General features: G+C 64.3%; 21 protein-coding genes. 12 read left to right on the top strand and 9 right to left on the bottom strand.

Annotated features, from left to right (window positions below; genetic code table 11):
* Positions 1-43: 43 nt before the first annotated feature.
* The 3 genes from E0H22_RS12335 to rsmA are packed head-to-tail and all read left to right on the top strand — an operon-like array spanning position 44 to position 2,862.
* Positions 44-961 carry a SurA N-terminal domain-containing protein gene (locus E0H22_RS12335; RefSeq protein ID WP_430715251.1) on the top strand — a complete coding sequence of 306 codons (918 nt, stop codon included), beginning with the start codon at positions 44-46 and terminating at the stop codon, positions 959-961.
* Between the two features lie 39 nt (positions 962-1,000).
* Positions 1,001-2,002, top strand: coding sequence for a 4-hydroxythreonine-4-phosphate dehydrogenase PdxA (gene pdxA / locus E0H22_RS12330; protein ID WP_233025916.1), 1,002 nt, complete (start codon positions 1,001-1,003; stop codon positions 2,000-2,002).
* Positions 1,999-2,862 (top strand): 16S rRNA (adenine(1518)-N(6)/adenine(1519)-N(6))-dimethyltransferase RsmA, encoded by an 864-nt coding sequence (gene rsmA, locus E0H22_RS12325; RefSeq protein WP_233025915.1) that lies wholly within the window; start codon positions 1,999-2,001, stop codon positions 2,860-2,862. The genes pdxA and rsmA overlap by 4 nt, the downstream gene beginning before the upstream one ends.
* 70 nt (positions 2,863-2,932) lie before the next feature.
* On the opposite strand, the gene E0H22_RS12320 is transcribed toward rsmA, so the two are convergent.
* Positions 2,933-4,084, bottom strand: a complete 1,152-nt coding sequence (locus tag E0H22_RS12320; protein ID WP_233025914.1) for an MFS transporter — start codon at positions 4,082-4,084, stop codon at positions 2,933-2,935.
* Between the two features lie 100 nt (positions 4,085-4,184).
* Here E0H22_RS12320 and E0H22_RS12315 point away from each other — a divergent pair, with 100 nt between their 5' ends.
* The 5 genes from E0H22_RS12315 (at position 4,185) to E0H22_RS12295 (ending at position 9,271) form a co-directional block, all read left to right on the top strand.
* Positions 4,185-5,495: an HdeD family acid-resistance protein gene (locus E0H22_RS12315; protein ID WP_233025913.1), complete on the top strand. Its 1,311-nt coding sequence runs from the start codon at positions 4,185-4,187 to the stop codon at positions 5,493-5,495.
* Between the two features lie 69 nt (positions 5,496-5,564).
* Positions 5,565-6,626, top strand: coding sequence for an alcohol dehydrogenase (locus E0H22_RS12310; protein ID WP_233025912.1), 1,062 nt, complete (start codon positions 5,565-5,567; stop codon positions 6,624-6,626).
* Between the two features lie 241 nt (positions 6,627-6,867).
* Positions 6,868-8,235: a caspase family protein gene (locus tag E0H22_RS12305; protein WP_233025911.1), complete on the top strand. Its 1,368-nt coding sequence runs from the start codon at positions 6,868-6,870 to the stop codon at positions 8,233-8,235.
* A gap of 28 nt (positions 8,236-8,263) precedes the next feature.
* Complete coding sequence (locus tag E0H22_RS12300) at positions 8,264-8,761, top strand: hypothetical protein (protein WP_233025910.1); 498 nt, start codon at positions 8,264-8,266, stop codon at positions 8,759-8,761.
* A 6-nt stretch (positions 8,762-8,767) separates the two neighbouring features.
* Complete coding sequence (locus E0H22_RS12295) at positions 8,768-9,271, top strand: hypothetical protein (protein WP_233025909.1); 504 nt, start codon at positions 8,768-8,770, stop codon at positions 9,269-9,271.
* Here the strand turns inward: E0H22_RS12295 and gmk are convergent, their stop codons facing one another.
* From gmk to fabD, 7 genes are all read right to left on the bottom strand, one after another.
* A complete protein-coding gene (gene gmk / locus E0H22_RS12290; protein WP_233025908.1) occupies positions 9,272-9,913 on the bottom strand; it encodes a guanylate kinase in 642 nt (213 codons plus the stop codon).
* A gap of 2 nt (positions 9,914-9,915) precedes the next feature.
* Positions 9,916-10,803, bottom strand: a complete 888-nt coding sequence (locus E0H22_RS12285) for a YicC/YloC family endoribonuclease (protein WP_233025907.1) — start codon at positions 10,801-10,803, stop codon at positions 9,916-9,918.
* 116 nt (positions 10,804-10,919) lie between these two features.
* Positions 10,920-12,185, bottom strand: coding sequence for an endolytic transglycosylase MltG (mltG, locus tag E0H22_RS12280; protein WP_233025906.1), 1,266 nt, complete (start codon positions 12,183-12,185; stop codon positions 10,920-10,922).
* Between the two features lie 169 nt (positions 12,186-12,354).
* Entirely contained in the window at positions 12,355-13,620 is a 1,266-nt protein-coding gene (gene fabF, locus E0H22_RS12275) for a beta-ketoacyl-ACP synthase II (protein WP_233025905.1), read from the bottom strand.
* A 110-nt stretch (positions 13,621-13,730) separates the two neighbouring features.
* Positions 13,731-13,970 (bottom strand): acyl carrier protein, encoded by a 240-nt coding sequence (locus E0H22_RS12270; protein WP_056294916.1) that lies wholly within the window; start codon positions 13,968-13,970, stop codon positions 13,731-13,733.
* Between the two features lie 296 nt (positions 13,971-14,266).
* A complete protein-coding gene (gene fabG, locus E0H22_RS12265) occupies positions 14,267-15,004 on the bottom strand; it encodes a 3-oxoacyl-[acyl-carrier-protein] reductase (RefSeq protein WP_233025904.1) in 738 nt (245 codons plus the stop codon).
* A gap of 95 nt (positions 15,005-15,099) precedes the next feature.
* On the bottom strand, positions 15,100-16,050 hold the full coding sequence (fabD, locus tag E0H22_RS12260; RefSeq protein ID WP_233025903.1) for an ACP S-malonyltransferase: 951 nt from the start codon (positions 16,048-16,050) through the stop codon (positions 15,100-15,102).
* 372 nt (positions 16,051-16,422) lie between these two features.
* Between fabD and rpsF the strand changes: the two genes are divergently transcribed.
* The 4 genes from rpsF to rplI all read left to right on the top strand — a co-directional run bounded on the left by rpsF (position 16,423) and on the right by rplI (position 18,909).
* The gene (gene rpsF, locus E0H22_RS12255; protein ID WP_233025902.1) at positions 16,423-16,866 is read left to right on the top strand and encodes a 30S ribosomal protein S6; all 444 of its coding nucleotides are present in this window, start codon (positions 16,423-16,425) and stop codon (positions 16,864-16,866) included.
* A gap of 5 nt (positions 16,867-16,871) precedes the next feature.
* The gene (gene rpsR, locus E0H22_RS12250) at positions 16,872-17,111 is read left to right on the top strand and encodes a 30S ribosomal protein S18 (protein WP_011158623.1); all 240 of its coding nucleotides are present in this window, start codon (positions 16,872-16,874) and stop codon (positions 17,109-17,111) included.
* A 211-nt stretch (positions 17,112-17,322) separates the two neighbouring features.
* The gene (locus tag E0H22_RS12245; protein ID WP_233025901.1) at positions 17,323-18,276 is read left to right on the top strand and encodes a YybS family protein; all 954 of its coding nucleotides are present in this window, start codon (positions 17,323-17,325) and stop codon (positions 18,274-18,276) included.
* A 51-nt stretch (positions 18,277-18,327) separates the two neighbouring features.
* Positions 18,328-18,909 carry a 50S ribosomal protein L9 gene (gene rplI / locus E0H22_RS12240; protein ID WP_233025900.1) on the top strand — a complete coding sequence of 194 codons (582 nt, stop codon included), beginning with the start codon at positions 18,328-18,330 and terminating at the stop codon, positions 18,907-18,909.
* 72 nt (positions 18,910-18,981) lie between these two features.
* On the opposite strand, the gene E0H22_RS12235 is transcribed toward rplI, so the two are convergent.
* On the bottom strand, positions 18,982-19,632 hold the full coding sequence (locus E0H22_RS12235) for a hypothetical protein (protein ID WP_233025899.1): 651 nt from the start codon (positions 19,630-19,632) through the stop codon (positions 18,982-18,984).
* Positions 19,633-19,930: the final 298 nt, after the last annotated feature.

Raw genomic sequence — 19,930 nt, 5'->3', positions numbered from 1 at the left:
ACCGGGGACAAACCACCATATTTTCCGGAGAATGATGAACGCGATGAACACCCGTCACCTTGTGCACGCTGCAATGGCAGCTGCTGCGATGGTTGTCATTTCGGCGGCATCGCCGGTCCATGCCCAGAGCGTCGCCGTCATCGTCAATGGCGAGCCGATCACCCATATGGACATCGACCAGCGGATGAAGCTGAACGCACTGTCGGGGGTGAAGGAGAACAGCCGTCAGGCCGTCATCGATGCGCTGATCGACGAGAAGGTCAAGATCAAGGAAGCCAAGAAATACAGCGTCGACCCCGGCGCCTCCGAGGTCGATGCGTCCTATGCCACCATGGCATCGCGCATGCGCCTGACCCCGGATCAGCTGACCCAGTCGCTGGCGTCCAAGGGTATTCGGCCCAACACGCTGAAGAGCCGCCTGAAGGCCGACATGGTCTGGAATGCCGTCGTCCGCGGACGCTTCAAGCAGAGCCTGCAGGTCAGCGAGCGCGACGTCGATGCCGCCGCGCAAAGCGCTGGAGATGCCAATACCGAGGCCTTCGAGTATCAGATGCGCCCGCTGGTCCTGATCGTACCACGCGGCGCCGGCGGCGGCCTGATGGAAGCGCGCCACAAGGAAGCCGAAGCGCTGCGCGGACGCATCCAGAGCTGCGAAGAAGCCAGCAACACCTTCAAGGGGATGCAGAACGCCACCGTCAAGGGCATCGTCGTGAAGACCTCGGCCGATCTGCCGCCCAACCTGCGCGACATGCTGGACAAGACCCCGATCGGCCACCTCACCGCCCCGGAAGTCACCGCGCAGGGCATCGAGATGGTCGCGCTGTGCTCGCGCAAGCCCACCAAGATCGATACGCCGAAGAAGCGCGAAATCCGCGAGAAAATGTCCGCCGAAAAATTCGACGCCAAGTCGAAGTCGTATCTTGCCGACCTTCGCAAGGCGGCGATGATCGAATATCGCTAATTCCACGATCCGGCTGCGGCCGCGACTGAAAGCGTCCGCATGACAAAGCCTCTCGCACTGACCCTCGGCGAACCCGCCGGCATCGGCCCGGACATCGCCATCGCCGCTTGGCTGAAGCGGCAGGAGCTCGATCTGCCGCCGTTCTATCTGCTCGGCGACCGCGATTTCATGACGGCACGCGCAACGGCGCTCGGCCATGACATCGCCCTCGCAGACGCGACACCCGCAAGCGCTGCAGACATCTTCAGCGCGGCGCTGCCCATGGTCTCCACCGGCCACACGGTCACAGCGCAGGCACGTCGCCCCGATGCTTCCAGCGCGCCTGCGGTCATCGCCTCGATCCGTCAGGCCGTCGCGGATGTCGAGGCCGGCCATGCCAGCGCCGTCGTCACCAATCCCATCGCCAAGAGCGTGCTCTATCGCGCCGGGTTCGAGCATCCCGGCCACACCGAATTCCTCGCCGAACTCGCTGCAGGGGACGGCAAGGCGCCGCTGCCGGTGATGATGCTGTGGTCGCCGGAGCTTGCCGTCGTGCCGGTCACGATCCATGTCGCGCTGCGCGATGCCATCGAACAGCTCAACGGTCCCCTGATCACCGCGACCGCACGCATCGTCGTCAACGACATGAAGGCCCGCTTCGGCATCAAGCGCCCGCGCCTTGCCATCGCCGGCCTCAATCCGCACGCAGGCGAGGACGGCAGCATGGGCGACGAGGAGCTCGCCTTCATCCAGCACGCGGTCACCGTGCTGCAGAACGAGGGCATCGACGCCCGCGGTCCCCTTCCCGCTGATACGATGTTTCATCCGGCGGCGCGCGCGACCTATGACTGCGCGATCTGCATGTATCACGATCAGGCGCTGATCCCGATCAAGACGATTGCGTTCGACGAAGGCGTCAATGTCACGCTCGGCCTGCCCTTCATCCGCACCTCGCCGGATCACGGCACCGCCTTCGACATCGCCGGCACCGGCAAGGCCAATCCGTCCAGCTTGATCGCCGCCCTCAAGCTCGCAGCACGGATGGCAGACGCGGCCGCATGAGCACGATCGACGATCTTCCGCCGCTGCGCGAGGTCATCGCGCGCCATAACCTCTCGGCGCGAAAATCGCTCGGCCAGAATTTCCTGCTCGATCTCAATCTCACCGCGCGCATCGCGCGCGCGGCGGGACCGCTCGAAGGCGTCACGGTGGTCGAGGTCGGCCCCGGTCCAGGCGGCCTCACCCGCGCGCTTCTCGCGACCGGCGCATCGCGTGTGATTGCCGTCGAGCGCGACGAACGTGCCATCGGCGCGCTGGAGGAAATCGCCGCACATTATCCCGGCCGGCTCGAGATCGTGCTCGGGGACGCGCAGACCTTCGATCCGCGCCCGCTACTGGGTGGCGCACCCGCGCGTATCGTGGCCAACCTGCCCTACAATATCGGCACGCAGTTGCTGATCGACTGGCTCTGCACCGAACCGTGGCCGCCGTGGTACGAGATGATGGTGCTGATGTTCCAGCGCGAGGTGGCGGAGCGCATCGTCGCTGTCGGTGACGACGAGGCCTATGGCCGGCTTGGCGTGCTTGCCAACTGGCGCGCGGAAACCAAGATCCTGTTCGATATCTCGCCCGCCGCCTTCACGCCGCCGCCGAAGGTGACGTCGTCGGTCGTGCGTCTCAAACCACGCGCAAATCCCGAGCCGTGTGAACGCCGCCTGCTCGAGCAGGTCGCCGCCGCCGCCTTCAACCAGCGCCGCAAGATGCTGCGCCAGAGCCTGAAACCGCTCGGCGTCGATCCGGAAAAGCTCGCTGCGGCTGCGGGCGTCGAAGCGACACGACGTGCCGAGACCATTCCGGTGTCAGGCTTCGTTGCGATGGCGAATGAACTCGCGGAATTGCGGAAGACCCGTAGGGCGGATTAGCCGAAGGCATAATCCGCCGCGGAGTTTCAACTATTCAATCGGCCGGCGGATTACGCTTCGCTAGTCCGCCCTACGTTGCAGCGCCGCCGCGCAGCGTCTGCCACAGCGCAGCGAGCAGGAAGCAGCCACACGCGAACGCGACGAAGAGCGGCAATCCGTGGCTGATCCACTGCATCGCCGCGCCCGCACCGACCGGCCCGACCAATGCGCCCACGCCCCACATCAGCCCCATCGCGGCATAGATGCCCACGAGACTGCTGCCGGAAAAGCGACTGCCGACGATGGTAAGCATGATCGTATAGATGCCGACGAACACGCCGCCCCACACGAAGAGCAATGGATAGGTCGTCCACGGCGAGCGCAACGCCAGCGGCCAGACAAGTGCGCCGATCACCGCCAGCGCAGCGAGCGCAATGATCAGTTTGCGGCGATCGATTTTGTCGCCGAGCCAGCCGATCGGCAATTGCAGCACGATGGCGCCGACCATCATGCAGGACATCAGCTGCGTCGCCTCGCTTTCCTTCCAGCCCAGCGACTGCGCATAGAGTGCGAGGAAGGACAGGCCGCTGCTCTCCACCGACGCGTGCAGGACCGTCGCCGCCATGGCGATCGGCGCCAGCATGACGAAGCTGAGCGGATTGCCGTGACCGCCCTTGTCGAAGGTCGGCTGGCTGATCCCCGGCATCGCCAGACAGGCCGCAGCCGCGAGCGCGAACACCGCGCCGACCCAGTATGCAGTCGCTCCCTCGGTGCCGATCAGCGACAGCAGCAGCGGTCCGAGCGCAAAGCCGAGCGACAACGCCGCGGTATAGGCGGCCATCGCCCGTGCGCGCGTCTGGTCGGTGCTCAGGCTATTGAGCCACGTCTCCGACATGACGAACAATGTCTCGGACGCGGCGCCAAGAACGATGCGCAGTGGAAACCACAGCCAAATCGCCGGCATCGCCGGAAACAGCACGAGCGCGGCCGCGGCGATCACCAGCGCGATCAGGACAAGCTTCCGCGCACCGATGCCGCCGACCAAGCGCGGCAGCGCAAAGGCCATCGCCAGCACGCCGACTGCATGCATGGCGGCGTTGGCGCCGATGAACGCATCGGAATGCCCGCGCTCGGAGAGGTCCTGCGCCAGCAGCGCGGCGCTGAGGCTGTAGGTCAGTCCGAAGATCATGGCCGCGGCGATCACCGCAGCGCGCGACCATAGATTGGAACCGATGGACGCCATGAACCGCCTGCCCGCCGTGAGAAATCGCGCTATCCCTGGCATGGAAAAGTTAAACATCTGCCGGCTAGGTTGAAGCCTTGCACGCAGACCGAGACCGCCCATGATCCGACTCCTGCTCCTCCTGCTTGGCGCCGAAGTGGTGCAGCGTCGCTGGCGCGCATTGCTGGTGATCGGCGCGATCTGGGCTGCGCTCGGCCTGTTCATCATGCTGGATGCGCTCGATGGCGCGACGCTCATCAGACCGCATTATTTCGGCTATCTGTTGCTGCTTGAAGGCCTTATTAGTCTGCTCGCCGGCATGGTCGCCACCCAGCGGCGCACTCAGCAGCTTGCCAAGGCCGTGATCCTGTTGCTGCCGGCACTCATCATCATCGCACAGCCGCGCCACTCCAACATGCTGATCGCCATGCTGCTCGGCGGTGTCATGCTTTGCGATGGCGGCCTGCGGATCGCCAGTGCATGGGTGGTCCGCTTCGATAACTGGCGCATGGCGATGGCTGCCGGCATCGTCGAGATCATCCTCGCCATCATCACGCTCGAGCCGTGGCCGACATGGTATGAAGGCACGATCGGATTCAATGTCGGCGCTTTACTGATCATTTCCGGCTGGGGCACCATGCTGCTCGCGAACCGGCTGCGAAAACTGCCGGCGGATGCACCGATCTCGATGCTGATCGGCGGAGCTTTCCCCACGGCGTTATGGGTGCCGGCCAAGCCCGACGATGCCGGTCACGGCGATCTGGTCGTCCATGTCTGGACACCTGCCGGACCGGGCCGCACTCACCGCCGGCGTCCGCTTGTCGATCGCTACATCGCAGCCGTCGATAGCAGAGGCCGGATATCGACCGGCCATGCCGCACTCGAACTCACGCCCAACGTCTATATCAGTCACTACCCGGCCGTTGAAATCGATCGCTCGCCGGAAGAGTTCGGCCGCGTGCTGCGCGCCAGCGTCGACAACGACATTCCCGGCCGCTTCCTACCGAGCTATACCGAGGAAGCCGCAGGCTGGTGCGAGGCCACCGAGCACGTGCATTTCACGCAGATCGACCGCCTGCGCGTGCGCCATTTCTGGCGTGCCTATCGCAGCGACACTGCCTACAACCTCACCAGCCGGAACTGTTCGAGCGCCGTCGCTCACGCGCTCGATGCCGCACTGGAAGGCGTACTCGGCCATACCGGACGGCCGTGGCGCGCTTTCTTCCGCGCAGTAACGACGCCCGAACTCTGGATCGCCGGCGTCCTGCGCCGGCGCGCGGAAGCGATGGCATGGACGCCCGGTCTGGTGCTCGATTATGCGCGCCTGCTGCATGTGGTGGTGGAGCCAGCGACATCGCGCGGCGCCACGCGTCAGTCGCGCCTGCGCCGCCTCATCTTCCGCCGTGCGGCACTCGCGCATTCGCGGCGGTAAGCCGCCCACTTGCCCTTCCCGCCAACCTGTGTTTGCTAGTCGCCAACGACGCTCAGGGAAGAAACAACCATGACAAAAATGATCCGCCAGTCGCTGGTCAAGTTCGACGCTCCGCTCTGCGAAACCATCGTCGACACGCCGAAACCACAAGGGCGTGAAGTGCTCGTGCGCATCGAGCGCTGCGGCCTCTGCCATTCCGACCTGCACATCCAGGATGGCTGGGCCGATCTCGGCGGCGGCAAGCGGCTCGACACCACGCGCGGCATGACGCTGCCCTTCACCCTCGGCCACGAGATCGCGGGCATCGTCGATGAAGTCGGCCCCGAAGGCGATCAGTCGCTGGTCGGCAAGAAGAAGGCAGTCTTCCCGTGGATCGGCTGCGGAAAGTGCCGCGACTGTCTCGCCGGCGACGAGAACCTGTGCACCCGCAATCGCTTCCTCGGCGTCGCCATCGATGGCGGCTTCGCCACCCATGTTCTGGTGCCCGACGAAAAATACTTGCTCGATTACGACCCACTCCCGACCAATGTGGCGGCGACCCTGATGTGCTCGGGCATCACCGCCTATGGCGCGCTGAAGCGCCTGGTCGATCGTCCGCGTCAGCGCAATCTGCTACTGGTCGGTCTCGGCGGCGTCGGCATGGCTGGTCTTTCCCTCGCCCAAGCGATGTTCAAGCAACCGATCTCGGTGGCCGATCTCAATCCCGCCGCCCGCGAGGCGGCGCTCAAGAACGGCGCGTCGTTTGCTTACGATCCCTCCGAGCCCGACATTGCCAAGCGCATCGTGAAGGAGAACGACGGCGGCTTCGATGGCGTGGTGGATTTCGCCGGCAATGACAAATCCATGAACTTTGCCGTGGCTGCAGCAGCCCGTGGCGGCAAGGTGGTGGTGTCCGGCCTGATGGGCGGAGAATTCAGCATGCCCATGGTCCAGTGGATCTACAAGCGCCTGACCGTGGAGGGTTTCATGGTCGGCACGCTGGAAGAGACCAAGGAGCTGATGGCTCTCGCCCGCGCCGGCAAGGTCAAGCCGACGCCCATGAAGGAAGAGCCGATGGCCGACGCCCAGAAATGGATCGACCAGCTCCGCGCCGGTAAAGTGGTCGGCCGCATCATGCTGGCGAATGCGTAACAGGCGACAGCCGGTAGCCTACTCGCTCCCTACTCTGCCTCATCCTGAGGAGCCGCGCACTTGCGCGGCGTCTCGAAGGATGGGCGAGCTCTGACATCTCATGGTTCGAGACGGCGCTGTCAGCGGCGCAATTGCGCCGCTAGGCCTCCTCGCCATGAGAGGCGGAGCGAGGACTGCGCATCCAACCCATTGCGATTCACGTCGTGCCCGTTACCATGATCCCCATTGCTGGGTAGAGATCATGGACCATTTTGTCCGTTACGCGCGATCGCTCGCGTTGATACTTCTCGCATTGCTCACGACACTCGGCATCGCCCATGCCGAGAAACGCATTGCCTTGATCGTCGGCAATTCGAACTATCAGAGCATTACCCGCCTCGATAATCCCAAGAACGACGCCAGGCTGATGGCGCAGACGTTGTCCACGCTCGGCTTCACGCTGGTTGGCGGCGGCGCGCAGCTCGATCTCGACAAGCCGTCGCTCGACATCGCCGTGCAGAATTTCGGCCGCCAGGTGCAGGGTGCCGATGTCGCGCTGTTCTATTATGCCGGCCACGGCGTGCAGGTGGCGGGCTCAAACTATCTCGTCCCCGTCAGCGCCAATCCGACCCGCGAGGCCGATGTCGATTTCCAGATGGTCGACGTCAATCTGGTGCTGCGGCAGATGCAGGGCTCAGGCACGCGCCTGAACATGGTCATCCTCGACGCCTGCCGGAACAATCCCTTCGGCGCCCGCGGGCTGCGTGCTGCCGAAGGCGGTCTGGCGCAGATGCGCGCGCCGGAAGGCACGCTGATCTCCTATGCCACCCAGCCCGGCTCGGTGGCGCAGGACGGCGCCGATGGCAACAGCCCATATACGAAGGCGCTCGCGACGACCGTGCGGCAGGCCGGCCTCGACATCTTCCAGACCTTCAACCAGGTCGGCCTGGCCGTGAAGCGTTCAACAGGTGGCGCGCAGCAGCCCTGGGTGTCGTCATCGCCCATCGACGGAAATTTCTATTTCGTCGCACCCGCGCCAGCCGTGCCGGTGGTGGTGCCGGACAAGCCGATGCAGGAGGCACGGTTGTCGGATGCGCCACGCATCGACTTCGACAAACTGGCAATCACCGATCCCGTCAAACTCTCCGAGATCAGCGATCGTCTCTATGAACTCAACTTCGATCCGGAGCCGCTGAACAGCAAGAACGGCATCGCAGTGGCGATCCGCGACTTCCAGCTCAAGGGCGGCCTGCCGCCCACCGGCGAAGCCACCGAAGGCCTGCTGCAGCGATTGCGTACGATCCAGGACGTCAAACCATGGGGCGCCATCGTGTTCGACGCCAAGGACAAGAAATGGGGCATGTCCTGGGACCAGCCATCGCGTAAATCCGCCGTCGGCAAGGCGCGCGCGCAATGCGGCTCTGCCGCCTGCCCGCTTGAACTGTCGTTCTACGGATCGAATTGCGGGGCCTTTGCAGCCCTTGGCGGCAACTGGTCGCTGGTCGCGCGCACCACGCTGGCGCAAGCGCGCGATGCCGCCATCGATCAGTGCAGCAAGACAGGAAAGTCGTGTTCAATCGTCGGCGCCATTTGCGCCAATTCAGTCAAAGGCCCCGACGCGAAATTGTAAGCACCTCATTTTTGAAAGCCGATTTGCGATGTCTGTTCGATCCGGATTGATGATTTGCGCCGCGGCTCTGGTTCTCTCGGGCGGCGCGGCTTTCGCGCAAGGCGCCATGGGCGGCAGCCTTGGCAACGACAACAAGACGCTATCGGGCTCCGCGCCGGAATCCCGATCGGCACCGCGTGCTGCCCGCGAGCGCTCCGAGCGCCCTGCACCGCGCCGTCAGGCGGCGCCGCGCAACCGTGGCGAGGGCGGCGGAGGAGGTCTCGACGGCGTCTGGTCTATCTCCAGCGTCGGCACGTCCGGCTGCACCGAAACGTTCACGGAACAGTTCGTCGTGGCGGGCGGACGGATGACGGGCAGCACCGGCAACGGCAGGGCCACGGTGAGCGCCAGCGGCGCCGTGCGCGGCGCCGGCAACTACAGCGGCATCGGCGTCACCAGCCTGGGCCGCCTGTCCGGCCGCTCCGGCTCAGGCACCTTCCAGCGATCCGACGGATGCTCGGGCCGCTGGGTCGCATCCAAACAGTAACCGCCCATGGCACCCCAGCAGATCCTCTTGAAATCCGTCGCCCTCGCCGGCCTGCTCATGATCGCGCTCGGCGGCAGCGACGCCCGCAGTCAGGGCGCCACCGGGGGTAGCCTCGGCAATGACAACAAATCGCTGTCCGGCTCGTCCTCCGAACCACGGGCTGCAAGACCTGCCCACCGCGAGCGATCCGAGCAGCGCGCAGCTCCGGCTCGCCGCGGCTCCTCCGGAGACGGCGGTGGCAGTGCCGCCAGGTTCGACGGGACCTGGCTGATCGCATTCATCGGCCAATCCTCGGTGTGTGCAGGCAAAACCGCCAGCAGCACATTGACGATCTCCGGCGGGAGCGTCGGCGGAGGCGGCAGCATCAGTCCGAGCGGCGTATTGCAGGGGGTCGGCAGCAGCGGCAGTGTCAGCGCCGTCATGACCGGCCGCCTGTCCGGCCGCAGTGGCGGCGGCTCGATGCAGATGTCGAACGGCTGCAGCGGCCGCTGGACGGCCAGCAGGCAGTGATCAGAGCTGCTGGCGCAGCTTCTGCACGAAGGCGACCATGCCGACCTGACGCTCCAGCTTGAGCTGCTCGGCGCGCAGGATCGATTTCACGGCTTCGAAGGCGATGCCGATATTGTCGTTGACGACCACATAGTCATAAGCGTCGAAATGGCTCATCTCGTCGCCGGCCTTCTTCATGCGGCCGCGGATGACATCTGCGGAATCCTGCGCGCGCGTATGCAGCCTCTGCTCCAGCGCCTGCACCGAGGGCGGCAGGATGAAGACCGAGACGACATCGCTGGGTGCCCGCGAGTTCAGCTGCTGCGCCCCCTGCCAGTCGATGTCGAACAAGACATTGTGGCCGTTGGCGAGCGCGGTCTCGACGGGAGCCTTCGGCGTGCCATAGCAATTGTCGAACACCTTTGCCCATTCGAGCAATTCGTCGTTCGCAACCATCCGGTCGAACTTCGCCTGATCGACGAAATAGTAGTCCTTGCCATCAACCTCACCCGGCCGCGGCGGCCGCGTCGTCACCGAGATCGACATGCGGAGATCGGAAATCTCGTCGATCAGCATGCGCGTCAACGTGGTCTTGCCAGCGCCCGATGGCGACGACAGCACGAACATCAGGCCACGGCGCTCGACGCCCTCGAAGCTCGACATGCTCACTCCAGATTCTGAACCTGTTCGCGGAATTGCTCCACCACGTTCTTCATTTCCAGGCCAAGGCTGGTCAGTTCGAGATCACCCGACTTGGAGCAGACCGTGTTCACCTCGCGATTGAATTCCTGGGACAGGAAGTCCAGCCGCCGCCCCACCGGGCCACCCTTTCGGATCATCTCGCGGGCCTGCGAAATATGCGAGGCGATACGGTCGAGTTCTTCGCGGATATCAGCCTTGGTGGCGATCATCAGCGCTTCCTGCGTGAGGCGGTCCTGATCGAAGCGATCGGACGCATCGAGCAGCGTCGCGACCTGCTCGGCAATACGCGCACGGATCGCTTCCGGCTTGCGGCCCGGCGCCGCCTCCGCCTTCTTCGACAGCGCCTCGATCTCGCCCAGACGCTGGGTGAGGACGTCGCCCAGTGTCGTGCCCTCGCGCTTGCGCATATCGACGAGCGCTTTCAGCGCTTCCTCGAAGGCCGCAGCCACCGCGGTCTTCGCCGCAGCCTCCTCGGCCTCATCGGCTTCGGGCTCGACCATCTCGATCACACCCTTGATATTCATCAGGCCATCGATGCTCGGCGCGACCGCATCGATCTTGCTCGAGACTTCGGCCGCGATCTTCAGCACAGCGTTCAGCACATCCTCGTTGATACGCACGGCAGCCTCAGCATTGGCGCGCTTCACCGTGAGATTGGCGTAGACGGTGCCGCGCGACAGCAGTTCGGCCGCGCGTTTGCGGGCAGCGGTTTCCACCTCGTCAAATCCCTGCGGCATGCGCAGGCGCAGATCGAACCCCTTGGCGTTGACCGACTTCAATTCCCATTCGAACGTATAGGGGCCGCTGGTGCCGTGGCTCCGCGCAAAGCCGGTCATGCTCGACAACACCATCGCGTAACGTCTCCAAGGTTCAGAATGGGATTCGCGCAGACGCGAACCGAAACGAGAATAGGCCCTTTCGAGCCCGAGGAAAATCGAACGGAAATCGGCGCGGTTGACGCGTCTCGTTATTGCGCGACCGGCGTGCCGCTAGGCTGTGCGGCGCCCTGACGGGCCGGCGGATTACGCGGACGCTGCTGTTTGGCCGGCGCCTGACGCGGCGCGACAGCACCAGCCGTGGAATTGCCATCCCCGGCAGGCGCGACCGGCGCTGCCTGCGGCTGCTCCTCGGGCGGCTCCACAGCGTCGTTCTGCGCAGCCTTCTCGATCGCGCGCAGCTTGGCGACATTTTTCTGGTGCGCGTCGTAGGTCTCGGTGAACGTATGACCGCCGGTGCCATCGGCCACGAAGAACAGGTCGCGCGTGCGCGCCGGGTTGGCGGTCGCTTCCAGGGAGGCGCGGCCGGGATTGGCGATCGGACCGGGCGGCAGGCCATCGACGACATAGGTGTTGTAGGGCGACGGCTGCTGGATCTCGCTGCGCTTGATCGGGCGGCCCAGAGTCCCCTTGCCGCCGACCAGACCGTAGATGATGGTCGGATCGCTCTGCAGCTTCATCTTCTTCTGCAGACGATTGGCGAACACGGCGGCGACGCGGCTGCGTTCGTCGGCACGGCCGGTTTCCTTCTCGACGATGGAGGCCAGCGTCACCAGTTGCTCCGGCGTCCTCACCGGGACTTCGCCGCTGCGACGTTCCCAGATATCCGCCAGCACACGCTTCTGCTCGCGCTGCATGCGCTGGATCACCTGTTCGCGCGACGTGCCGCGCGGGAATTTATAGGTCTCCGGCAGCAGCGTGCCTTCGCGCGGCATTTCGCGAATGGAGCCGGTGAAGATATCGTTCTCGGACAGGCGGGCCACGATCTGCTCGGAGGTCAGGCCCTCGGGAATCGTGATCGAATGCTGCACCACCTTGCCATCGACGATGGTGCCGATGACATCGCGTAGATTGGCGTTCTTCTGGAACAGATATTCGCCGGGCTTCAAATCCTGGGCGGCCTTCAGTGCGAACACAGCGCCGAGGAAGACCCAGCGATTGGCGTCGATCACGCCCTCGCGCTGCAGCACTTCGGCGATATCGCCCTTGCCGGCGCGGGCGGGAATGTTGACGACCTTGTCTTCCTGCAGCGGCCCCGGAGCTTCCAGTGCCTGCTTGCCGTAGATATAGACGCCCCCGGTGGCGAGCATCACGAGAATGATGAAGGTGATGACGGCGTTGCCGAACACGACGAGTGGGCTGCGTGCCACGTCGGACCGCCTGGGCGGCGGCGGAACCTGCTCGGGTTCCAGCGCAGCGCGCGGGCTTCGGGGCGAAATGGGCGACCGCTCACTCATCGATGTACCTAGAGTCCATTCGTGACGGGATCGAATCCTGGATCGAATCCGAGCTCCATCAATAACATACGCCCACAGCAGCAATCAGAGCGGATTGCGGCGAAACGGTGGAAGATCTCTACCGCAAGACCCCGAAGAATGAGTACCAGTTTTCAGGCCGGATCATGCTCTAACCGGTCACCCGCTTGAGGATCACCGATGCATTAGTCCCGCCAAAGCCGAAAGAGTTCGACAGCGCCACATTGATCTCCTTCGCGCGCGCTTTATGCGGCACGAGGTCGATCGCGGTTTCCACTGACGGATTGTCGAGATTGATGGTCGGCGGCGCAACATTATCGCGAATCGCCAGAATGCTGAAGATCGCCTCGATGGCCCCGGCCGCCCCGAGCAGATGGCCGGTGGACGACTTGGTGGACGACATCGCGATCTTCGAAGCGGCATTCCCCAGCAGCCGCTGCACGGCGCCGAGCTCGATCTCGTCGCCGAGCGGCGTGGATGTGCCGTGGGCGTTGATGTAATCGAGATCCGATGCCGCCATGCCGGCGCGCTTCAAAGCGGCGCTCATGCTGCGGAAGCCGCCATCGCCGTCCGGCGACGGCGATGTGATGTGATAGGCGTCGCCGGACAGGCCATAGCCGACTACTTCGGCATAGATCTTCGCGCCACGGGCCTTGGCGTGCTCGTATTCTTCCAGAATGACGACGCCGGCACCCTCACCCATCACGAAACCGTCACGGTCCTTGTCGTACGGACGCGACGCCCTTTCGGGCGTGTCATTGAAGCCGGTGGACAGCGCGCGTGCCGCGGCGAAGCCGGCCATCGCGATACGGCTGACCGGCGATTCCGTGCCGCCGGCGACCATCACTTCGGCATCGCCGAGTGCGATCAGGCGCGCGGCGTCGCCGATCGCATGGGCGCCGGTGGAGCATGCCGTCACGACGGAATGGTTGGGGCCCTTGAGGCCGTGTTCGATGGAGACATAACCTGACGCCAGATTGATCAGGCGCCCAGGGATAAAGAACGGCGAAACCTTGCGCGGACCACGTTCTTTCAGTGTGATTGCGGTTTCGGCGATACCGGTGAGACCACCGATACCCGAGCCGATCAGCACGCCGGTATTGCACTGATCTTCGTGGCTGGTCGGATGCCAGTTGGAATCGTCGAGCGCCTGCTTGGCGGCGCACATGGCGAAGACGATGAAGTCGTCGACCTTGCGCTGGTCCTTCGGCTCCATCCACTGATCGGGATTGAAAGTACCGGCGCTGCCATCGCCGCGCGGAATCATGCAGGCGATCTGTGCCGGCAGGTCGGCGACCTCGAATGTGTCGATCCGCTTCGCGCCGCTCTCGGCATTGAGGATACGCTTCCAGGTCGGCTCGACGCCGCAGCCCAATGGCGACACCATGCCCAGGCCCGTGACGACTACCCGCCTCATCTGCATCTCCACAGCTTGTTTCAAAAGCCAATTCCCGCGCTTCACAGCAAGAAGCCGGAGGACCGCAGCGACGCGATCCCGCCGGCTTCAGAATGTGTCACGCGAAGAAGTTAGCTCTTGGCATTCTTCTCGAGGAACTTGGTCGCATCGCCGACGGTCAGAATCGTCTCGGCAGCATCGTCCGGAATCTCGCAGCCGAACTCTTCTTCGAACGCCATCACGAGCTCGACCGTGTCGAGGCTGTCAGCGCCGAGATCATCGATGAAGCTCGCGGAATCGATCACCTTCTCGGGCTCGACACCAAGGTGTTCGACCACGATCTTCTTCACTCGCTCGCCAATCTCGCTCATTTCAACCTCGTGCTTGTTACCCAGGCTCGTCCGTAGACGATACGAGCCATCATGGAGCGTTTAACTCGTTAAACCTTAGCGCTCTCGCGCTGTGTGGAATGGCCCCGCCGTCCCGGGCGGAGCCTCGCGAAAACGGTAGGCTCGGCCCCGCCAATATACAGGGTTTCAACATCCTGCAATGGCCTTCTTTGCCCCACCGTTGGACGCTCGATTAGCACACATCACATGGCATTGCCACATGCAGGGACGACCGTCCAAAGCTCAATTGAATCACGGCGTTGCGGGAACCCGCAAGCTTAGATCATGGCCATCCCGCCGTTCACGTGAATGGTCTGTCCGGTGACATAGGCAGCTTCATTGGAGGCCAGATAAACCGCCGCCGCAGCGATATCCTCGGGCGAGCCGAGACGCCCCGCCGGCACCTTGGTCAGAATCGTTTCGCGCTGCTTGTCGTTCAGCACATCGGTCATCGGCGTGGCGATGAAACCGGGCGCGATGCAGTTGGCGGTGACGCCGCGCTTGGCGTATTCGGCGCCGAGGGTCTTCATCATGCCGATGAGGCCGGCTTTCGCAGCAGTGTAATTCCCCTGCCCGGGATTTCCGGTGACACCCACCACCGAGGTGATGGCGATGATGCGACCGAAACGCTTGCGCATCATCAGCTTGGTAGCAGCCCGGGCGAGACGGAAAGTCGACGTCAGATTGACGTTGATGACATTGTCCCAATCCTCGTCGCGCAGCTGCACGAACAGATTGTCGCGGGTGATGCCGGCATTGGCGACCAGAATGTCGAGCTGCCCCATCGCCTTTTCGGCCGACGGAACCAATTCTTCGACTTCGGCCGCCTCGGAAAGATTGCAGGGCAGCACATGAGTGCGGTCGCCGAGCTTGGCAGCCAGCGCTTCCAGCGCCTCGCGGCGGGTGCCGGAGAGCGCAACGGTGGCGCCTTGCGCATGCAGTGCGGTCGCGATCGCGCCGCCGATGCCGCCCGTGGCGCCGGTGACGAGCGCAGTCTTGCCAGTCAAATCGAACATCAGATTCTCCATGTGGCCCTAAGCCAAAGCCCATCTCTTAAAGAGCAGCGACGCTCCGATCCCCTCACCCACCGGGGAGAGGTGAAGAACGGAGCCTAGCTCGCGCTGATCGCATCCTTCGCTGCGGCAATGTCATTGGGACCGCCGACGGCAACGCCGACAGCGCCATCCGCGATACGTTTCACGAGACCGCTCAGCACCTTGCCGGCGCCGATCTCGAGGAAACGCGTCACCCCCTGCCCCGCCATATAAGCCACCGACTCGCGCCAGCGCACGGTGCCCGTGACCTGCTCGATCAAGCGGCGGCGAATCTCGTCGGGATCGGTGATCGCGGAAGCCAGCACGTTGGACACCAGCGGCGCGGCAGGCTTGTTGATGGTGACCTTGGCCAGCGCCTCGGCCATCACATCGGCCGCCGGCTGCATCAGGCTGCAATGGAACGGCGCCGACACCGGCAACAGCATCGCGCGCTTGGCGCCCTTGGCCTTAGCGATCTCCACGGCGCGGTCCACGGCGGCCTTGTCGCCGGACACCACGACCTGGCCGCCGCCATTGTCGTTGGCGGCCTGGCAGACCTGTCCCTGCGCGGCCTCTTCGGCGACGGCAACGGCGGCGTCATAGTCCATGCCCAGCAGCGCGGCCATGGCGCCGACGCCCACCGGCACGGCCTTCTGCATGGCCTGCCCGCGGGTCCGCAGCAGACGGGCGGCGTCGCTGATCGAAAGACTGCCGGCAGCCGCCAGCGCCGAATATTCGCCGAGCGAATGGCCGGCCACGAAAGCCGCATCCTTGGACAGGGAAATACCGGCCTCGGTTTCCAGCACGCGCATGGTAGCGAGCGAGACAGCCATCAAAGCCGGCTGCGCGTTCTCGGTCAGCTGCAGGGTCTCGGCCGGGCCGTCCCAGATGATGGCAGTCAGCTTCTCGCCGAGCGCCGAATCGACCTCGTCGAAGACCGCCCTGGCTGCAGGAAACGCCTCCGCCAGGGCCTTGCCCATACCGACGGCCTGGGAACCCTGCCCGGGAAATGTGAATGCTGCGGTCATCGGCTCGCCCCGGTCTCGCTTTTTCGGTTAAACTGCTGAAAACGTGCGCCGTAAGACACTGGCATGACACCGAATGTCAAGCTGCAGCGCCAGAACCGTCTTCCCGGCGCCGGCCGCCGGAATACCCGCCAAACCGGCGCTTTCGCGTCCCTTTCTCTTGCCATCGCGGCAAAAATCCGTATAAGGCTCCGATCCGCAGATCCCGGCCGGGAGCTGAACGGACGGTCGCAGCACAATCCATTCACAGATTATGTTGAGATAGGGCCAGTCGGCCCGTCGTCCCGTGCTTCCGCCTTCTGAGCAGTCGAGTCCTTTCCGAAGGGTTCGAAGGGCTTGCCGCCGGGTGACGCGCCAACACTGGAAAGGACTCCCATGGCTCTTTACGAGCATGTCTTCCTCGCGCGTCAGGACGCGAGCGCACAGCAGGTGGAAGATTTCACCGCGCAGATCAACGGTATCGTCGAAGGCGCTGGTGGCAAGATCACCAAGACCGAGAACTGGGGCGTGCGTTCCCTCACCTACCGCATGAACAAGAACCGCAAGGCGCACTTCGTGCTGCTCAACATCGACGCGCCGTCTTCGGCGATCGTCGAGATCGAGCGCCAGGAGCGCATCAATGAAGACGTCATCCGCTATCTGACCGTCCGCGTGGAAGAGCACGAGGAAGGTCCGTCGGCGATGATGCGCAAGGCCGATCGCGATCGTGAGCGCGACGACCGTCCGGGTGGCGGCTTCCGTGGCGACCGCGACGGCGGTTTCCGTGGCGAGCGTGGCCCGCGCCGTGGCCGCGACGAAGATGCATCGGTTGAGGAGTAAGATTAATGGCTGAAGCTGGTGCACGTCGTCCGTTCTTCCGTCGCCGCAAGACCTGCCCGTTCACGGGCGCCAATGCGCCGAAGATCGATTACAAGGATAGCAAGCTGCTGATGCGTTACGTGTCCGAGCGCGGCAAGATCGTGCCGAGCCGCATCACGGCCGTGTCCGCCAAGAAGCAGCGCGAGCTGGCCCGTGCCATCAAGCGCGCCCGCTTCCTCGGCCTGCTGCCCTACGTGATCCGCTAACAAACTCCGTCGTTCCGGGGCGTCTGCTCTTGCAGACGAACCCGGAACCTCGACCTGGCTAAAACTCTGCAAGTTTCCGGGTTCGGCCCGCCGCCTTCGGCGTCGAACCGCCCCGGAATGACCGATGAAAACTCATAAGGCTTCCGGGTCGTCCGGTCGCCGATGGTTGGGGCGAAATGCTCCTAACCGCTCAAAGGGGGCGGGACAGCTGATGATCTCCAGTCTCCTGATCGCGCTTGCCGCTGGCGCCGCTTCTGCGGTGATGTTCGCCTCGATCGTTTCGGGCGCGCTGATCTCCATATTCCTGTTCTATCTCGCCCCGCTGCCGCTGATGGTTGCCTGCCTCGGCTGGGGACCGATGACGGCCACGATCGGCGGCATTGCCGCTGCGACCTCACTCGGCCTGCTGTTCGGCATGGGCTATCTCGCCATTTTCGCCGTCACCATCGCACTGCCCGCCTGGTGGCTCGGCCATCTCGCGCTGCTCGGCCGGCCCGTCGAGGCCCCTGCCTCGGTGACCGGCAACTCCGGCCCTGCGATGGAGTGGTATCCGATCGGCCGCATCCTGCTGTGGATCGCGGTTTTCGCCTCCATCACCACGATGGCTGCACTGCTCACCCTCGGCACCGACAGCGAAACCATTCTCGGGGCACTCAAGCGCTCCTTCGCGCGCATCATGACGGGCCGCACCGAAGGCGATACCGACAACATCGCCGCCGCTATCGCGATGATCGCACCGCCTGCCGCATCGGTGGTCGCCATCATCACGCTGACGCTCAATCTCTGGCTGGCCGGCCGCATCACATCGACCTCCGGCCGACTCAAGCGGCCGTGGCCGGATCTGCGCACCCTCGCGCTGCCCCCGATGACATTGGTGGCGCTGTGTGTCGCGATTGCACTGACCTTCCTCGGCGGCATCGTCGGCATGTTCGCGCAAATCGTCTCGGCGACCCTGCTGATGGCCTACGCTCTCACCGGCTTCGCCACGCTGCATGCGCTCACGATCGGCATGCGCAGCCGCACACTCGTACTCAGCCTCATCTACGCGATGGTGCTGGTGCTCGGCTGGCCGATGCTCGTGATGGCCTGTCTCGGCCTTGCCGATGCCTTTTTCGGATTTCGCCGGCGTCTCGGCGAACGTCAGCCACCAGAGACGGCGGCCTGACATAGCTTCACTTCAATTCACATCAATCGAACACATCAAAGGAGATCGAAAATGGAAGTCATTCTGCTGGAACGCGTCGCCAAGCTCGGCCAGATGGGCGAAGTCGTTCGCGTCAAGGACGGCTATGCCCGCAACTTCCTGCTCAAGCGCGGCAAGGCGCTGCGCGCCACCGCCGACAACCGCGCCAAGTATGATGGCATGAAGGCCGAACTCGAGGCCAACAACATCAAGGCCAAGGGCGAGGCCACCAAGGTTGCCGAGCAGATCGACGGCCGCAACGTCGTCGTCATCCGCCAGGCATCGGAAACCGGCCAGCTGTTCGGCTCGGTTTCGGTGCGCGACATCATTGCTTCGTTCGAAGCCGATGGCGTCACCTTCTCCCGCAGCCAGGTTCTGCTCGACGCCCCGATCAAGACCATCGGCCAGCACGCGATCGCCATCGCCGTGCATCCGGAAGTCGAAGTCAATGTCAGCGTCACTGTGGCCCGCTCCGAGGCTGAAGCCGAGCGCATCAACCGCGGCGAAGACATCTCGACCCGCCAGGAAGATCAGGACGCCGCCGCCGAGGCTCTCGCCGCTGCCGGTGAGTTCTTCGATCCGGAAGCCCAGGGCAACGACGAAGACAACGGCTAAGCCGAAGTCATCCGGTCCAAACAGAAAGCCCGGCCTCACGGCCGGGCTTTTTTGTTTGTCGCTCTATCTTCGTTACTGTGCGTCCGGCTTGGCCGGTTCTGGCGACGGCGCCGCTGCGGGTGGCGGCGAAGCCGGTGCCGGAGCGGTCGGCTCAGGCTCTTTCGGGGCCGGCGTCACCGCCGGTACGGGATCGGCGCGGGTTGCGGGCGACGTCTCGGGCTTTGGCTCCGGCGTGGCCGCTTCCACCGGCTTGGGTGCTTCGGCCGGTTTCGCCGGCGCAGTTTCCTTCGCCGGCTCGGCCTTGTCGGCCTCGGGCTTGACCTCTGGTTTCGGCTCGTCCTTGGCGGTGTCCGCTTTCGGCTCTTCCTGATGACGGCGCTTTTTCTGACCGGTCTTTTGCTTCTGGTCGGACGGGCGCTCGGTCTCCGCGGCGGCAGGGGCCTGCGCCTCGCCGGCCGGAGCAGTCTCGGCTGGCGGCTGACGCTTGGCGCGGCTACGACGCGGCGGCTGCTCGGCGGGCGGCACACCATCGGGGCCGGGTTGCGCCTGCTGACGTTGGGCAGCAGCGGGGCGCTGGCGGCCCGCCGGAGCAGCCTCACCTGACGCCGGCGCCTGCTCGCGGCTGAGTTCGCGGCCCTGGCGTGTCAAGCCATCATCATTGCCGCGACGACCGCCGCCGCCGGAGCCGTTGGCGATCACATAGGCGCTCATGGCTTTCGCCATGTCGCTGCTGGTTGTGTAGTGCTGGCGCAAAAAGCCGGGCAATTGCCCAGGCGGCACGCTCTTTAGCAGGCCCCGGGCACTCTTGTGGCAAACGCCACAATTGCCATTGAACAGCTGCGCCGGGGACTTGCCGGCTTCGAGGTTCTGGGCGGATGCGGGAGCAATGAGGGAGGAAGGTGTCGCGAAGCCAATCAGAAGCATCGCCGTCGCTAAACTGAGCGCTCGGCTCAACATTTCAATCTCCCGAAATAACAATTCATCTAACCCGAATCTCTTGTAGCCGAATGCGCTGCGAATG

Source organism: Rhodopseudomonas boonkerdii (genome assembly GCF_021184025.1).
Taxonomy (GTDB): Bacteria; Pseudomonadota; Alphaproteobacteria; order Rhizobiales; family Xanthobacteraceae; genus Tardiphaga; species Tardiphaga boonkerdii.
This window is presented reverse-complemented; position numbering and strand designations above follow the sequence as displayed.

What these genes read in the sequence shown, in the direction of transcription:
- E0H22_RS12285 (WP_233025907.1), bottom strand. Translation starts at nt 10,803, where the DNA reads ATGGTGTTGTCGAGCATGACCGGCTTTGCGCGGAGCCACGGCACCAGC.
- E0H22_RS12320 (WP_233025914.1), bottom strand. Translation starts at nt 4,084, where the DNA reads ATGGCGTCCATCGGTTCCAATCTATGGTCGCGCGCTGCGGTGATCGCC.
- pdxA (WP_233025916.1), top strand. Translation starts at nt 1,001, where the DNA reads ATGACAAAGCCTCTCGCACTGACCCTCGGCGAACCCGCCGGCATCGGC.
- E0H22_RS12335 (WP_430715251.1), top strand. Translation starts at nt 44, where the DNA reads ATGAACACCCGTCACCTTGTGCACGCTGCAATGGCAGCTGCTGCGATG.
- fabD (WP_233025903.1), bottom strand. Translation starts at nt 16,050, where the DNA reads ATGACCGCAGCATTCACATTTCCCGGGCAGGGTTCCCAGGCCGTCGGT.
- fabG (WP_233025904.1), bottom strand. Translation starts at nt 15,004, where the DNA reads ATGTTCGATTTGACTGGCAAGACTGCGCTCGTCACCGGCGCCACGGGC.
- rpsF (WP_233025902.1), top strand. Translation starts at nt 16,423, where the DNA reads ATGGCTCTTTACGAGCATGTCTTCCTCGCGCGTCAGGACGCGAGCGCA.
- fabF (WP_233025905.1), bottom strand. Translation starts at nt 13,620, where the DNA reads ATGAGGCGGGTAGTCGTCACGGGCCTGGGCATGGTGTCGCCATTGGGC.
- E0H22_RS12270 (WP_056294916.1), bottom strand. Translation starts at nt 13,970, where the DNA reads ATGAGCGAGATTGGCGAGCGAGTGAAGAAGATCGTGGTCGAACACCTT.
- rpsR (WP_011158623.1), top strand. Translation starts at nt 16,872, where the DNA reads ATGGCTGAAGCTGGTGCACGTCGTCCGTTCTTCCGTCGCCGCAAGACC.
- E0H22_RS12295 (WP_233025909.1), top strand. Translation starts at nt 8,768, where the DNA reads ATGGCACCCCAGCAGATCCTCTTGAAATCCGTCGCCCTCGCCGGCCTG.
- rsmA (WP_233025915.1), top strand. Translation starts at nt 1,999, where the DNA reads ATGAGCACGATCGACGATCTTCCGCCGCTGCGCGAGGTCATCGCGCGC.
- rplI (WP_233025900.1), top strand. Translation starts at nt 18,328, where the DNA reads ATGGAAGTCATTCTGCTGGAACGCGTCGCCAAGCTCGGCCAGATGGGC.
- E0H22_RS12300 (WP_233025910.1), top strand. Translation starts at nt 8,264, where the DNA reads ATGTCTGTTCGATCCGGATTGATGATTTGCGCCGCGGCTCTGGTTCTC.
- gmk (WP_233025908.1), bottom strand. Translation starts at nt 9,913, where the DNA reads ATGTCGAGCTTCGAGGGCGTCGAGCGCCGTGGCCTGATGTTCGTGCTG.
- E0H22_RS12245 (WP_233025901.1), top strand. Translation starts at nt 17,323, where the DNA reads ATGATCTCCAGTCTCCTGATCGCGCTTGCCGCTGGCGCCGCTTCTGCG.
- E0H22_RS12310 (WP_233025912.1), top strand. Translation starts at nt 5,565, where the DNA reads ATGACAAAAATGATCCGCCAGTCGCTGGTCAAGTTCGACGCTCCGCTC.
- E0H22_RS12305 (WP_233025911.1), top strand. Translation starts at nt 6,868, where the DNA reads ATGGACCATTTTGTCCGTTACGCGCGATCGCTCGCGTTGATACTTCTC.
- E0H22_RS12235 (WP_233025899.1), bottom strand. Translation starts at nt 19,632, where the DNA reads ATGGCGAAAGCCATGAGCGCCTATGTGATCGCCAACGGCTCCGGCGGC.
- E0H22_RS12315 (WP_233025913.1), top strand. Translation starts at nt 4,185, where the DNA reads ATGATCCGACTCCTGCTCCTCCTGCTTGGCGCCGAAGTGGTGCAGCGT.
- mltG (WP_233025906.1), bottom strand. Translation starts at nt 12,185, where the DNA reads ATGAGTGAGCGGTCGCCCATTTCGCCCCGAAGCCCGCGCGCTGCGCTG.